This window comes from Chitinolyticbacter meiyuanensis (genome assembly GCF_008033135.1).
GTDB lineage: Bacteria > Pseudomonadota > Gammaproteobacteria > Burkholderiales > Chitinibacteraceae > Chitinolyticbacter > Chitinolyticbacter meiyuanensis.
Map to the genome: position 1 here is coordinate 2,621,447 of NZ_CP041335.1, position 12,843 is coordinate 2,634,289.

Consider the following 12,843-nt stretch of genomic DNA (forward strand, 5'->3'; position numbering starts at 1 on the left):
AGTGAATACTCACGTCAGTCTCGGGCGAGGCCGCGCCAGCACAGCACGCCACCGATGGCTGCGGCGCCGGCCGCCAGTGTGAACACACCCTGACCACCCAGCGCTTCCCACGCCCAGCCGGACAACATGCCACCGCTGCTGGCGCCCAGGCCAAACGACACCCCGATGTAGAGCGCCTGGCCCTTGCCCTGATGCGGCCCGGCGAAGTGCTGGTGCACGTAGCTCATCGCCACCGCATGGCACACTGCAAAGGTGAACGCATGGCCAAGCTGGGCCAGCAACAACAGGGCCATGTTGCCCGCACCCCAGGCAATCATCAGGAACCGCAGCGTTGCGACGACGAAACAGGCCAGGAACAAGCTGCGACGCGACCAGCGCGCGGTCAGGCGGGGCATCAGCATGAACATCACGATCTCGGCCAGCACGCCCAGCGTCCACAGCCAGCCGATGTGGTCTTTGGCCACGCCGTGGTCGGTCACCCAGATCGAGTAGAAGCTGTAGTACGGCCCATGCGCCAGCAGCATCAGGAAGCAGGCACCGAATACCACCCGTACCTCGCGGCGACGCAGTATGTCGCCAAAGCCGGCCGCCAGTTGCGCCGGGCTGTGGCGCGGCGTCGGCACCTGTGGCAGCAGCCATGTGTAGAGCGCCAGCCCCAGCATCACCACCAATGCCGACAGTGGTAGCACACCCACGCCGCGCGCCTGTATCCAGTAGCCCGCCGCCACCGATGTGACGATGAAGCCGATCGAGCCCCATACCCGCAGCCGGGCATAGCGGCCGCCATCGCCACGCAATCGGTCCATGGTCAGCGCCTCGACCAACGGCAGCGCCGCGCTCCAGAAGAAGGTAGCCAACCAGAGCGCCCCGAGCATGCCCCAGAAACCATCGGCAAACTGCAGCAGGGCGAAGCCGCTGGCGCCGCCGATGCCGGCGATGCGCAGGATGGCGGCGCGACGGCCGGTGCGGTCGGCCAGCCAGCCCCAGATCGCCGGCGCGTAGATGCGGTTGATCTGGGTTAGCGAAGTGAGGATGCCGATCTGCCAGGCCGGAAAGGCCAGCGCCGCCAAGTAGACGCCCCAGTACGGCTGGAACAGGCCGGTAAAGCCGAAGTAGCAAAAGTAAAAGCCGCCGATCGCAGCAAGACCGGCGGCCGGGGATTTTGTCATCGCTTACTGTTCGCGGAACTGCTGCGCCGCAACCCGCAGGTAGTAGAACATCGACGCGATGGTCAGTACACTCGCGACGTAGAGCGCGATGGTGCCCACCAGCGGCGTCGAGATGCCCGGCAGCAACGGTCCCCACCACAGCAGCAGCAGGATGGCGACCATTTGCGCGGTGGTCTTGAGCTTGCCGATGTAGGCCACGGCCACGTTTTTCGATTTGCCCAGCTGTGCCATCCATTCACGTAGCGCCGAGATGGTGATCTCGCGGCCAATGATGATGACAGCGAGCCAAGCGGCCGCGCGGTCGAGCTCCACCAGCAGGATCAGCGCCGCGGCGACCATCAGCTTGTCCGCCACCGGATCGAGGAACGCGCCAAAGCTCGATGTCTGATTCCAGCGTCGCGCGAGGAAGCCGTCGAACCAATCGGTGAGCGCGGCCACCGCAAAGATCAGCGCCCCGCTGACGTTCTTGCTGGTCATCGAGATCATGCTGTCGGGCAAGTAGAACAAGCCGACAAAGACCGGGATCAGCGCAACGCGCAACCAGGTAAGCAGGATGGGCAGGTTCAAGGGCATCGCGCTGAGGTTGTAAGCCGCAAAAGCCGCATTCTAGCCCGAATTGCCGGCGACCGGCGCATGCATTCCGGCACAGGCGGACGGCACGGCTTACGTGTATGCCGCGTTCTGCCCCGATTGACATTCAAACAGTCGTTTGAGATGTTGCGACTCTCGATCCCGCTTTGCCTGCCGATGTCACCCAATACGCTGCGCCACCTGATCAACCTCTGGCCGCCCTTCCTGCTGGCCGGCATCCATGCCATCCGCTTCTCGCCCGACTGGCGCGAGATCGACGTCGAACTGCGACTGCGCTGGTACAACCGCAATTACGTGGGCACTCACTTCGGCGGTAGCCTGTTCGCCATGACCGACCCGTGGTACATGCTGATGCTGATGCACGTGCTCGGCGGCGACTACTACGTGTGGGACCAGCGCGCCAGTATCGACTTCATCGCCCCCGGCCGCAGCCGCGTACATGCCCGGTTCCGGCTCGACGAAACCACGCTGGCCGATATCCGCCACCGTACCGCCGATGGTGACAAGCATCTGCCTGAATTCAGCATCGACGTGATCGACGATGGCGGCAATCTCGTTGCCCGGGTGAAGAAGACGCTGTACGTGCGGCGCAAACCCAAGGCCCGGCCTTCGCTCGCCGAGGCTTGACCGGCGCTGCCGAAACAACGGCCAGACGACCAAGCCGGCATGCAGCGTGTGTAGACTGCCGGTTTTCATCGCGCCGAGCTCCCATGCTGATCCGCCCCACCACCGCAGCCGATTTACCCGAACTGTTTCAGCTGCGGGCGCAAACCCGGGAAAACGCCCTGAGCCCGGAGTACCTGGCCACGCTCGGCATCACCCCTGAGACCGCCGCCACCGGCCTTGCCAGTGGCGACACCCGCGGCTGGCTATGCGAGATCGACGGCCGCATCGTCGGCTTTGCCAGCGGCGATCGCACCAGCGGTGAAATGCTGGTGCTGGCAATCCTTCCCGATTTTGAGGGCCGCGGCATCGGTCGCCGGTTGCTGAATGAAGTGACCGGCTGGCTGCAACACTGCGGCAGCCCCCGCATCTGGCTCACTGCCAACCCCGACCCCGACGGCCGCGCCCATGGCTTTTACCGCCGCTGTGGCTGGGTGCCGACCGGCGAGATCAGCGGGGACGACGAAGTACTGGAGTACTGCTGGCATTAGCCGCGCAACGCGGCGTAGATGCGCTCTGCCAGTTCGTCGTTGATGCCCTCGACCTGCATCAGGTCGTCGACGTTGGCAGCCTTCACGCCCTGCAGGCCGCCGAAGCGGGCCAGCAACTTCTGCCGGCGCTTGGGCCCAACGCCCGGGATGTCTTCCAGGCTGGAGGCGACGCGTGCCTTTGCCCGGCGGGCACGGTGGCCAGTGATCGCGAAACGATGCGATTCGTCCCGGACCTGCTGCACCAGGTGCAGTCCGGCATGGTCCGGCGGCAGCCGGATCACGGCGTGGCTGGTGGCGAGGATCAATTGCTCGAGGCCGGCCTTGCGGGTCTCGCCCTTGGCGATGCCGATCAGCACCGGCTGGGTGAGCCCGACCTCGGCCAGCACTTCCTCGGCCTGGGCCAGCTGCCCCTTGCCGCCGTCGATCAGGATCAGATCCGGTACCTTGCCCTCACCGGCCGCAATCTTTTCATAGCGCCGGGTCAGTACCTGCTTCATCGCGGCGTAGTCATCCCCCGCGGTAATCCCCTCAATGTTGTAGCGCCGGTATTCCTTGGGCTGCATGTCGCCGCGGTCGAACACCACGCAGGAGGCAACCGTGGCCTCGCCCATGGTGTGGGAGATATCGAAGCACTCGATGCGCTGCGTCTCCTCGGGCAGATTCAGTGCCTCGACCAGCGCAGTCAGTCGGCCGGCCTGTGTTGCCGCCTGTGCCTGGCGCTGCAGGATGGCGAACTCGGCGTTCTTCTTCGCCATTTCCAGCCACACCCGGCGCTCGCCATTGGGATTGCTGTTCACCACCACTTTGCGGCCGGCCTGCTCACTGAGCAGCGACACAATCAATTCGCCGCCGTCGGGCGCCGGGTGGCAGATCACCACCGGCGGCACGCTGCGATCCAGATAGTGCTGTGCCAGGAAAGCGGCCAGCGCCTCGGCCGGGCCATAGTCCTCGGCATGGCTGGGGAACAGGTTCTTGTCGCCCACGTGGCGACCGCCGCGCACCATGGCGAGGTTGACGCATAGCACGCCGTCGCGCGCAACACAGGCCACGATGTCGGCATCGAGCTCATTGGCATTGCTGGAGACGAACTGCCGCTCCTGCACCTTGGCCAGCGCCTGAATCTGATCGCGCAAGCTGGCGGCAAGTTCGAAATCCCAGGATTCGGACGCAACCTGCATCCGCGTTTCCAGTTCAGCCAGCAACTCGTTGCCCTTGCCTTCGAGGAAACGCACGGCGTTGCCGACGTCCTGTTGGTAATCAGCAGGACTGATCAAGTCGACGCAGGGGGCCGAGCAGCGCTTGATCTGGTGCAGCAGGCACGGTCGCGAGCGGTTGGCAAACACCGTGTCCTCGCAGGTGCGCAGCTTGAACACCTTCTGCAGCAGCTGGATCGATTCCTTGACCACGTAGCCGTTGGGAAACGGCCCGAAGTACTGGTTGCGCTTGTCGAGCGCACCACGGTAATACGCCAGCCGCGGCACGCGATGGCCGGTGACGACCAGGTAGGGATAGCTCTTGTCGTCGCGGAACAGGATGTTGTAGCGCGGCGCCAACGCCTTGATCAGGTTGTTTTCCAGCACCAGCGCCTCGGCTTCCGAGCGCACCACGGTGGTTTCCAACCGTGCCACCTGCGCCAGCATCAAGCGGATGCGCGGGCTGAGGTCATTTTTCTGGAAATAGGAGCCGACCCGCCGTTTCAGGTCGATGGCCTTGCCGACATATAGCACCGTGCCGTCGGGGCCGATGAAGCGATAGACGCCCGGCAGATTGGGCAGCAGCTTCACCTGCTCGGCAACGGTCTCGTAGGGGGTCGGAGTCGTACTCATGGCCAGATTGTACCGCCGTCGGCAGGTGGCGTTACCAAGCGATGCGGCGGGCAGCCAGCGCTATCAGCGCGGCAGAGCCGGCCACCACGGCCAAGCCCCAACCCAGGTGCGATGCATGGGCCACGAAGCCGATCAGCGGTGGGCCGAGCAAGGCGCCAACTGCACCGGTGGTGGTTACGGCGGCAAGCGCCACCGGGCCTTGCTTGGCACCGGCAATGTAGACGCACGGTGAAACCGCTGCGACGCCCAGCCCGACCAGCGCAAATGCCAGCAGGCCCGGCCAGAAGCCACCCAGCAGCAACCCCAGTGCCAGGCCAATTCCCGCCACGCTGCCGCCCACCTGCAGCAGGCGAGCGCTCCCCCAGCGGGCACGCCACCCGTCGCCCAGCCAGCGCGCACAGAACATGGTGACGGTAAACGCAGCCAGCCCCAGCGCAGCCCACTGCTCGCTGGCTCCTGCCCGCTCCTTCAGGTAAAGCGCGGTCCAGTCGGACATCGATCCTTCGACCACGGTGCCGGCGAGCGCCGCTATGCCCAGCCACAAGGCAGCACCGGAAGGCAACGAGAAACGCTTGCCCGGTTGGCGGTCCGGCTCCGGCGCCTGCGGTAACAGCCGGGGCGCAGCCCAGGCCAGCAATGCCCACATCAGGATCGCAGCGGCGGCAAAGTGCAGCGTCACCGACGGCAGCAAACGGATCATCTGCGAAGCAAACAGTGCGGCGGCAAGGCCGCCGAGACTGAACACCGCATGCAACCTCGACATGATGGGTTTCCTGCGCTTGAGCTCGATATCCACCCCTTGCGCATTCATCGCCACATTGAGACAGGCCGCAGCCACGCCCTCGAACACCATGACGACGAGTGCAAACGGATAGTTGGGTGCGAGACCCAGCAGGATCAGCAAGCCGGGGATCAGTGCAGCAGAGAGCCAACAACAGCGTTGCGCACCGAGTTTGCGCAGCAAGGTCGCGGTGATCGGAAAGGAAAATACGGCGCCGAGGCCACTGGCCAAGAGCAGGAAGCCGACCTGGGCCGGGCCCAGCTCCAGCTGGGCCTTGAGGGCAGGCAGGCGGGTCGCCCAGCTGCCGTAGTTGAAGCCGAGCAGAAAAAACAGCGATGCCACCGCGTAAGGTGCGTGGCGCAGGGATGGGTTGGTCACAAGATCTAGGAGGCGTCGGATGGCGGGGCCGGTTCGGGCTCAGGCAAGGATAACAGCGGCGGTTCCACCTTGACACCGGTTTCAAGCAGATAGACAAAGGCGAGCAATTCCGCGACGGCGCGATAGAGCTGCGGGGGGATGCGCTGGTCGAGATCCACCTGCATCAGCAGCGCCACGAGTTCGGGCGACTCGTGGACGAAGACCCCCGCTTCGCGGGCCTTCTCGATGATCTTCTCGGCGACGATGCCCTGGCCCTTGGCCGTGACGCGCGGCGAACCGCCGCCTTCGTGGTAGGCCAGCGCCACCGCCTGCTGGCGATCGGGAGAACTACGGCCGACCTTACGCGCCATCCGCAGGCGCCTCGTCGCTGTCGCTCAAGCCAAACTGGGTGCCCGCCAACGCAAGGCCGGCGGCCTCGAACTGCTGGGACAGCTGCCCCTGCCCATCGCGCAGCAAGGCCAGCGTGTCGGGGCGTTCAGCCGAAAACTGCAGGCTGAACTGGCCCTGGAACAAGGTCGCGGTGATCGCCACCGGGCCGAGCCGCGGCAGTTCCAGGTTCAGCCAGGTCTGCCAGCGTTGCGCCTCGGTATCGACCTGCCCATCTTCGCCGCGCTCGTTCTCCAGCTGCAGCTGCCACTTGAGCGGCTGCCCCGTCCAGGCTTGGCCTTGCCATACCACGGGCCGCTGCTCGATGGTATCGAGCTGTTGCTGCACCAGGCCTTTGAGCATCGCTTCGGCTTCGGGACTGGTTCGCGCATCGCCACGCAGCAATTGCTCGACAACATTGCCGATGCGCGTATCGGCGCGCACATCCCGACTGCCCTCTTCCTGATGCATCGGCAACGATGAGCGAAGCTGCGCCTGGGGCTCGCGCAACAGCGCCTGCAGACTGCGCTGGCCATTCACCCATTCGGCCTGATGCGATTCGTAGAAGAGGCCACTTTCCGACATCGCGCCAGCCAGACGACTGGCAATCGCGGCCGGGTCAAGATTGCCATCAGGAATCAACGGGGTTTGGCCTTGCAGTGTGACCGCGGCCTTGGTTTCACCATTGCGACTGCCGGTCAGCAGCGAGGTGAGATAGCGCGCAGCCTGGCTGAGGGCTGCCTCGCGACTCTGCGGCGCCGCCGCCGGCTGCTGGCTCAGGGCAAAGGTGAGCTTGGGGTCACGCGCGACCACGGTCAGGTCGAACTCCTCGCCCGGCTGCGTATTGCGCGGCAGGTTGAGATCGAGCAATTGATCCTTCACCAGTACGGCGAATCGGCCATTGGGCAATTGCTGAGTGACCGTGGCGTTGACGCGCTCGCCCACCGAGAAGCGGGCGGTATCGTCTGGCGAAGGTTTGAGAACCTCGATCAGCCCCTGCTGCGTCTTGACGTACAGCTGCAGCAGGCTGGTCGGTGCGTTGCCGGGCAACATGGTTCAGCCCTGGCGCTCTGCGCGATACAGCGCGGCAATCAGGTCGGCCTCGCCACGGCTGATGCCGCATTCACGAATCATCGCCTCGACCTCGGCGCCGGCTCGTGCCATGCGGATGGCGTGTGCATACGGCGTTTCGGTTGCGTCTTCCTCTGGCGCGGCCTGCACATAGGCACTGGCTGCGAGGCGCAGCTTCAGGGTCTCCACCTCGCGGCGCAAGACTTCGACTTCCTCTTCGAGCTGGCTCTGCCGGCGATTCACGTCGACATTGGCCGGACGCGCCTTCACCTTGCGGAAGAACAGCAGCAACTGCGCGACATAGAACACGACCAGCCCCAGCCCGATATACAGCAGCTGTGGCCACGTGAGGACGATGGCATTCATGCTCGCCGTCTCCAAGAAACCCTTCGCTTCAGCGTATACGACCGCATGGCGCCTTGCCGGCTCAAACGCGATAGGCGCGATCGAGCTTGGAGGAGTTCTGCAGCACGTTCATCATCGATTGCAGCTCCGGCTTCCAGGCCTCGGCCAGCGCGGTGAGTTCGGCGATGGATGACTGTAGTCCCTCCATCAGCACACTCAGCGCCTGCCGTTCTTCCTCCGGGTAGGCCGCCCAATCGACACTGTGCAGCGCCTCATGCAAGGCCAGCCAGATGGGCTGGCGCTCCAGCAGATCATCCCAGCGCTGCTCTCGGGCGTCGGCCAGCATCTGCCGCGCCAGCACGTGGAGCGCCCGCAGTGTATGGCCGATATCAGGCCTTGCCATAACTGAGGGTCCCCCGCTGGGCATCGTCGCCAGGCGCCTGCCCGGCGGGCTCGGCGTCCGCTGTCGGCAACGGCGCTGGCTGGGCGATGCTTTCCCAGGCATCGCGCAGATCGGTCAGCAAGGTGACCACCTGATCGATCAGCTCGGGACGGTTGTGCAGATTGGCTTCGAACAACTGCTGGATCATGTAGAAGTACAGCGCATCGAGGTTGGCCGACAATTCGCCGCCCTGCTCGTGATCAAGCACCAGCCGCAGGCCTTCGTCGATGATGGAGATCGCCTTGCTCAGCGATTCACCCTTGGCGGCGATATCGCCATTCTGCATATGCAGCTTGCCCAACTGCGCAGCCTTGATCGCGCCTTCGTACAGCATCACGATCAGCCGCCCAGGGGAAGCGGATTCGACCTGGGCCTGCAGGTTTTGCTTGCCATAAGCGGCCAGCGCCTTCTTTGCGCCAACGGACATGGGACTTCCTCTTACTTCTTGTTGCCGCTCGCCAGATTGTTCAGCATCGACAGTTGCTGGCTCAGGTAGGTACTGGTCGAATTCATCGTTGCGATCTGCACATCCAGCGCAGTGAATTGCGCGCGGTAGCGCTTCTCGATGTCTTCCAGGCGCCGGGTCACGGTATTACCCTGCGCGCCGATGTTCTTCAGATCACGGTTCAAACCGTCGATGCGGCTGCGTAGCAAGCCGTTGTCGGAAAGCATGCTGGTGACCGTCTGATCGAGCTTGCTGGCAAAACCACGACTGAAGCCAATGGTACCGTATTCGCCTGCGGTATCGCCGGTAATCGTGAGTTTCAGGCCTTCGGCCTTGCCGGAGCCGGTCAGGACCTGGCCATCGCCCTTGGCGGGCTCGCCGTTGATGGTCCCGACCACATCCGACCCGGTCCCGCCCTGCGCCACCTTGAAGCCCAACGTGGCCTCGGTGGCGGAGCCAGTCGCGGTGATCTGTACATTGGATTTGGCGCCGTACTTGTTCGAGCTCATCTCGAACTTGCCGCTGGTGGCGTTGTAGCTCACCGTCACGGCGGCATTGGCATCCTTCAAGCGGCTGTCGCCATTGATCTTGGACTGTATTTCGGCGGCGAGTGCCGCTGGCGTGGCGTAGCTGCCCGGCGACAGCTTGATCTGGCCGGACGACGCACCGTCGACGGCCACCATCAGCATGTCGTTGTCGCCTTCGGCAATGGTGATCGGGCCATTGGCAACGGCAAGGCCACTGAAATTGCCGCGCGTGGCCGGCGAGCTGATGCTCACGCCAAAGCTGCCCACCTGCGTCGCCGCAGTCGACGAGACGTAGCTGACGCGCGCATCGCTGGTGACGCCGTTCACGGCGAACAGGCTGGCCACGTCCTCGGGGCGGGTATCAAGCGCTTTTTGCAGCTTGGTCGAGTCGAGGGTCATGTTGCCCTTGTCGTCGAAACTCACGCCGACCGCGCCCAGGCTCTGGTAATAACTGCCGCTGCCCAGGCCCTGGTTCAGGGTGGAGCGGATCGACGATTGCATCGAACGGATCACGTAGTCACCGTTGAGCAGCCCGGCGGAATTGTCGTCCTTGTTGTAAAAACTCAGCCCTTCGACCGATTTCACGAATTCGTTGTAGGACTTCACGAAGTCCTCGACCGCGGTCTTCACCCCGCTGGTATCGCGCGAGATGTTGAGCGAGGTTGCGACGGGTGCATTGTTGGTATCACGCGCGCTGACCTTCTGCAGCGTCAGCGTCACCCCCTGCAACACATCGGTCACGGTGTTGCTCGACTTGCTGATCGCGATGCCGTCGAGCTGGAATTCGGCGTTCTGGGCAGCCTGTGTCTGCGTGAGATTCTTGGTGCCCAGCGGATCATAGGAAAAGCGTGACAATCCGGCAGTATCGGTGTCGTTGCCATCGGCATCGTCGGTGGTGATCTTGAGGCTGTTGGCCTTGCCGCTGTCACTTGACGAGAGCAACAGGCGATAACCGCTGCCATCGTTGACAATGGTGGCGGTCACGCCCGCCTTCTTGGCATTGATGGCATCACGCAGGCCCGTCAGCGTGTTGTTGGTGCTGTCGATCTCGATGGTCAGGGCACCTTTGTCGCCGTTGACCTCGAAGGTGTCGTCGGCCGCGTTGCCCGACGTGCCCTTGTCGTCGTAGGTGCCGAACTGGATCGTCATGGAGCCAGTGCCCACCGGCGCATTGACGCTGGAAAACGACTGCGACTTCAGCTTGTGCGCCTGCGCCAGCTGCGTCACCGCCAGGCTGTAGCTACCTGCCTGCGCGTTGACGGCGGTGCTCACGGTACCGATGGTGGTATCGGCCAGACTGCCCTTGAGGCTCTTGTAGGCGCTGGCGCTCGACAACGACAGCACGCGCCCCTGGAACGTCGATAGCGCGCCTTGCAAGGTGCCGATGGCCGAGATCTTGGCCTGGGCTTCCTTGGCCTTGTCCTGCAGCTTGGTCAACGGCTGGCTCTCGATCTCCATCAGTTGGGAGATGATGTCGTTGACGTTCAGCCCCGAGCCCAAACCTGATGATGTAATCGATGCCATGGTGCAGTCCTGCCTTGTTGAATGGATGAATCGGGTAAAGCTGCTTGCTGTTTAAATCGGCAATTCAGGCCTGTTCTTTAATCAGCAGACCGCGAAACTGGTCAATGGCCTTGGCGATCGCGATCGCTTCCTCGCTGGGGATCTGGCGGATCACCTCATCGGTGCTGCTGTCGACCACCTTCACCACCACCGCATTGACGTCGTTGTCGATCGAGAAATTCAGCGCGCTGCTGTTGGAAAGGGCCTGTGCGGTTTCGTTCAGCTTCTTCACCGCATCCTTCAGCTCGTCACCGCTTTGTATCGCATCGGTGGCCTGCACCGCATCGCTGGGAACCGCAATCGCAGACACTGCGGCCTGGGCACTACTGGTTTGGGAATCAGGCCGGCGGCTGGCCTGCTCGGTAAGCGCCGGACCGGAATTGGCCTGCGCGGGGATCGGGGATATTTGCATGACGGCTCTCCCAAGGGAATGCCCCGGCGCGGTTTTAACCGGGCCGGGGCATGATTTGCCAGCGAACTAGCCTAGCTTATCAGGCTTAGCCCAGGAGGCTGAGGACCTGTTGCGGCAGCTGGTTGGCTTGCGACAGCATCGCGGTACCGGCCTGTTGCAGAATCTGCGCACGGGTCAGGTTCGCGGTTTCCGAAGCGAAGTCTGCATCCAGAATCCGGCTACGGGCGGCGGAGAGGTTCTCCGACGTGGTGGCCAGGTTCGAGATGGTGGCCGAGAAGCGCGATTGCAGGGCACCGAACTTGGCGCGCTGGTCGTTGATGGTGGTCAGTGCGTCATCGACGGTGCGCAGGGCTTGCGCAGCGCCTTCGACGGTCGACACATCCAGCTTCTCGACAGTCTTCAGATCGGCTTGGTACGAGGCACCCGAGGCGAACACGCTGGTGTTGTCGACACCGGTGAACAGCACACCCGAGGCGAAGCTGGCCGAGTCGGTCGTCACCGAGAACGAGTTGGACGAGTTCAGCACCACTTGGCCACCGAAGTGCACCGAACCGGTTGCGCCGGCGCTGTACACCGTCGAGCTCGACAGATACTGGGTCGAACCGGTGGAGTTGGCGGTATCGAAGTTCCACACGTTCACGTCGCCGCCGAAGCCGCTAGCTACGCCGCTGGCCGAGGTCATGGCGATGTTCGAACCATCTTCGGACACCAGCTTGATACCGTATTGCGTGGTACCCGAGCTGTCCTGGAAGGTTTCGAGCTGTGCGGTCACGCCAGTCTGCGACGACTTGGAGTTGAATGCCGAGATTGCCTGGGCGTATTCGTCGCCTTCGATGGTGCCGTTGTTGTTGGCATCGGAGACGTTGAACGACACGGCCTGGAAGGTATCGGACTTCGAAGCCAGGGCCAGGGTGAAGGTACCGCTACCCAGCGAGAGCGTGGTCTCGGTACGGGCAGTGGCGCGCACGCCGGTGTTGGCCTGGTTGATCTTGGTGGCGATATCACGCGCCATGTCGGTACCCGACACCGAGATCGAGGTGCCGTTGATGCTGAACGTACCGCTAGCGGCCACGGTCACGCCGTCCACGTTCACGGTACCGGTGGCGCCGGCAGACACGGTGGTGCCCGAAGTCACGAAGTTGCTGATCGACTTGGCGCCGGTACCGTTACCGTTACCGATCTGGTAGGTGCCGTATTGGCTGGTACGCAGGTTCGAGGTCGTCGCGGTGATCGATTCGTTGACGTTGGCACCGATCTGGTAGGTTGCCGCGGTGAACGAGCCGTCGAACAGCTTCTGGCCGTTGAACTGGGTGGTGTTGGCAGTACGCTCGAGTTCCGAGACCAGCTGCGTCACTTCGGCGTTGATCGCTTCGCGATCGCTGGCCGAGTTGGTGGCGTTGCCGGACTGCACGGCCAGTTCGCGGATCCGTTGCAGCATGTCGCCCATTTGCGACAGCGCGCCTTCACCGGTTTGCGCCAGCGACACGCCATCGTTGGCGTTGCGGGTGGCTTGGTCCATGCCGCGGATTTGCGACGTGAAACGCTGAGAAATCGCCAGACCGGCAGCATCATCCTTCGCGCTGTTGATACGCAGACCCGAGGAGAGTCGTTGCAGCGAGGTGTTGAGGCTGGTCTGGGAATTGTTCAGGTTGCGCTGGGAATTCAGCGACGGAATGTTGGTGTTAATGACTTGCATGACTGTTTCTCCTCGAGAGAAAACGGTATTCAGAAACTACATCGGAGCGAATTCATTCGATCCTTGGAACCGTTATC

At 63.4% G+C, this 12,843-nt stretch carries 14 protein-coding genes; 2 read left to right on the top strand and 12 right to left on the bottom strand.

Going from position 1 to position 12,843, the window contains the following annotated elements; genetic code table 11:
* Window positions 1-14: 14 nt before the first annotated feature.
* Together FLM21_RS12445 and pgsA are read right to left on the bottom strand one after the other, a co-directional pair.
* Complete coding sequence (locus FLM21_RS12445; RefSeq protein ID WP_148715868.1) at window positions 15-1,169, bottom strand: MFS transporter; 1,155 nt, start codon at window positions 1,167-1,169, stop codon at window positions 15-17.
* Between the two features lie 3 nt (window positions 1,170-1,172).
* On the bottom strand, window positions 1,173-1,742 hold the full coding sequence (pgsA, locus tag FLM21_RS12450; protein ID WP_148715869.1) for a CDP-diacylglycerol--glycerol-3-phosphate 3-phosphatidyltransferase: 570 nt from the start codon (window positions 1,740-1,742) through the stop codon (window positions 1,173-1,175).
* A 141-nt stretch (window positions 1,743-1,883) separates the two neighbouring features.
* On the opposite strand from pgsA, the gene FLM21_RS12455 reads away from it, so the two are divergent.
* A complete protein-coding gene (locus FLM21_RS12455) occupies window positions 1,884-2,387 on the top strand; it encodes a DUF4442 domain-containing protein (protein WP_246120720.1) in 504 nt (167 codons plus the stop codon).
* An 83-nt stretch (window positions 2,388-2,470) separates the two neighbouring features.
* On the top strand, window positions 2,471-2,914 hold the full coding sequence (locus tag FLM21_RS12460) for a GNAT family N-acetyltransferase (RefSeq protein ID WP_148715870.1): 444 nt from the start codon (window positions 2,471-2,473) through the stop codon (window positions 2,912-2,914).
* Here the strand turns inward: FLM21_RS12460 and uvrC are convergent.
* From uvrC to FLM21_RS21525, 10 genes are all read right to left on the bottom strand, one after another.
* Entirely contained in the window at window positions 2,911-4,740 is a 1,830-nt protein-coding gene (gene uvrC / locus FLM21_RS12465) for an excinuclease ABC subunit UvrC (RefSeq protein WP_148715871.1), read from the bottom strand. The genes FLM21_RS12460 and uvrC overlap by 4 nt on opposite strands.
* Before the next feature lie 31 nt (window positions 4,741-4,771).
* Complete coding sequence (locus FLM21_RS12470) at window positions 4,772-5,899, bottom strand: MFS transporter (protein ID WP_148715872.1); 1,128 nt, start codon at window positions 5,897-5,899, stop codon at window positions 4,772-4,774.
* Window positions 5,900-5,904: 5 nt separating this feature from the next.
* Entirely contained in the window at window positions 5,905-6,249 is a 345-nt protein-coding gene (locus tag FLM21_RS12475; protein ID WP_148715873.1) for an EscU/YscU/HrcU family type III secretion system export apparatus switch protein, read from the bottom strand.
* The gene (gene fliK / locus FLM21_RS12480; protein WP_148715874.1) at window positions 6,239-7,318 is read right to left on the bottom strand and encodes a flagellar hook-length control protein FliK; all 1,080 of its coding nucleotides are present in this window, start codon (window positions 7,316-7,318) and stop codon (window positions 6,239-6,241) included. Before fliK ends, FLM21_RS12475 begins: the two co-directional genes overlap by 11 nt.
* Window positions 7,319-7,321: 3 nt before the next feature.
* Window positions 7,322-7,702: a DUF2802 domain-containing protein gene (locus FLM21_RS12485; RefSeq protein WP_148715875.1), complete on the bottom strand. Its 381-nt coding sequence runs from the start codon at window positions 7,700-7,702 to the stop codon at window positions 7,322-7,324.
* A 61-nt stretch (window positions 7,703-7,763) separates the two neighbouring features.
* The gene (locus tag FLM21_RS12490; RefSeq protein ID WP_187359885.1) at window positions 7,764-8,084 is read right to left on the bottom strand and encodes a flagellar protein FliT; all 321 of its coding nucleotides are present in this window, start codon (window positions 8,082-8,084) and stop codon (window positions 7,764-7,766) included.
* A complete protein-coding gene (gene fliS / locus FLM21_RS12495) occupies window positions 8,071-8,550 on the bottom strand; it encodes a flagellar export chaperone FliS (protein ID WP_148715877.1) in 480 nt (159 codons plus the stop codon). Before fliS ends, FLM21_RS12490 begins: the two co-directional genes overlap by 14 nt.
* An 11-nt stretch (window positions 8,551-8,561) precedes the next feature.
* Window positions 8,562-10,619 (bottom strand): flagellar filament capping protein FliD, encoded by a 2,058-nt coding sequence (gene fliD, locus FLM21_RS12500; RefSeq protein WP_148715878.1) that lies wholly within the window; start codon window positions 10,617-10,619, stop codon window positions 8,562-8,564.
* A 64-nt stretch (window positions 10,620-10,683) separates the two neighbouring features.
* A complete protein-coding gene (locus FLM21_RS12505; RefSeq protein WP_148715879.1) occupies window positions 10,684-11,070 on the bottom strand; it encodes a flagellar protein FlaG in 387 nt (128 codons plus the stop codon).
* Between the two features lie 85 nt (window positions 11,071-11,155).
* Window positions 11,156-12,766, bottom strand: a complete 1,611-nt coding sequence (locus tag FLM21_RS21525; RefSeq protein WP_148715880.1) for a flagellin N-terminal helical domain-containing protein — start codon at window positions 12,764-12,766, stop codon at window positions 11,156-11,158.
* Window positions 12,767-12,843 lie beyond the last annotated feature (77 nt).

What these genes read in the sequence shown, in the direction of transcription:
- FLM21_RS12445 (WP_148715868.1), bottom strand. Translation starts at nt 1,169, where the DNA reads ATGACAAAATCCCCGGCCGCCGGTCTTGCTGCGATCGGCGGCTTTTAC.
- pgsA (WP_148715869.1), bottom strand. Translation starts at nt 1,742, where the DNA reads ATGCCCTTGAACCTGCCCATCCTGCTTACCTGGTTGCGCGTTGCGCTG.
- FLM21_RS12455 (WP_246120720.1), top strand. Translation starts at nt 1,884, where the DNA reads ATGTTGCGACTCTCGATCCCGCTTTGCCTGCCGATGTCACCCAATACG.
- FLM21_RS12460 (WP_148715870.1), top strand. Translation starts at nt 2,471, where the DNA reads ATGCTGATCCGCCCCACCACCGCAGCCGATTTACCCGAACTGTTTCAG.
- uvrC (WP_148715871.1), bottom strand. Translation starts at nt 4,740, where the DNA reads ATGAGTACGACTCCGACCCCCTACGAGACCGTTGCCGAGCAGGTGAAG.
- FLM21_RS12475 (WP_148715873.1), bottom strand. Translation starts at nt 6,249, where the DNA reads ATGGCGCGTAAGGTCGGCCGTAGTTCTCCCGATCGCCAGCAGGCGGTG.
- fliK (WP_148715874.1), bottom strand. Translation starts at nt 7,318, where the DNA reads ATGTTGCCCGGCAACGCACCGACCAGCCTGCTGCAGCTGTACGTCAAG.
- FLM21_RS12485 (WP_148715875.1), bottom strand. Translation starts at nt 7,702, where the DNA reads ATGAATGCCATCGTCCTCACGTGGCCACAGCTGCTGTATATCGGGCTG.
- FLM21_RS12490 (WP_187359885.1), bottom strand. Translation starts at nt 8,084, where the DNA reads ATGGCAAGGCCTGATATCGGCCATACACTGCGGGCGCTCCACGTGCTG.
- fliS (WP_148715877.1), bottom strand. Translation starts at nt 8,550, where the DNA reads ATGTCCGTTGGCGCAAAGAAGGCGCTGGCCGCTTATGGCAAGCAAAAC.
- fliD (WP_148715878.1), bottom strand. Translation starts at nt 10,619, where the DNA reads ATGGCATCGATTACATCATCAGGTTTGGGCTCGGGGCTGAACGTCAAC.
- FLM21_RS12505 (WP_148715879.1), bottom strand. Translation starts at nt 11,070, where the DNA reads ATGCAAATATCCCCGATCCCCGCGCAGGCCAATTCCGGTCCGGCGCTT.
- FLM21_RS21525 (WP_148715880.1), bottom strand. Translation starts at nt 12,766, where the DNA reads ATGCAAGTCATTAACACCAACATTCCGTCGCTGAATTCCCAGCGCAAC.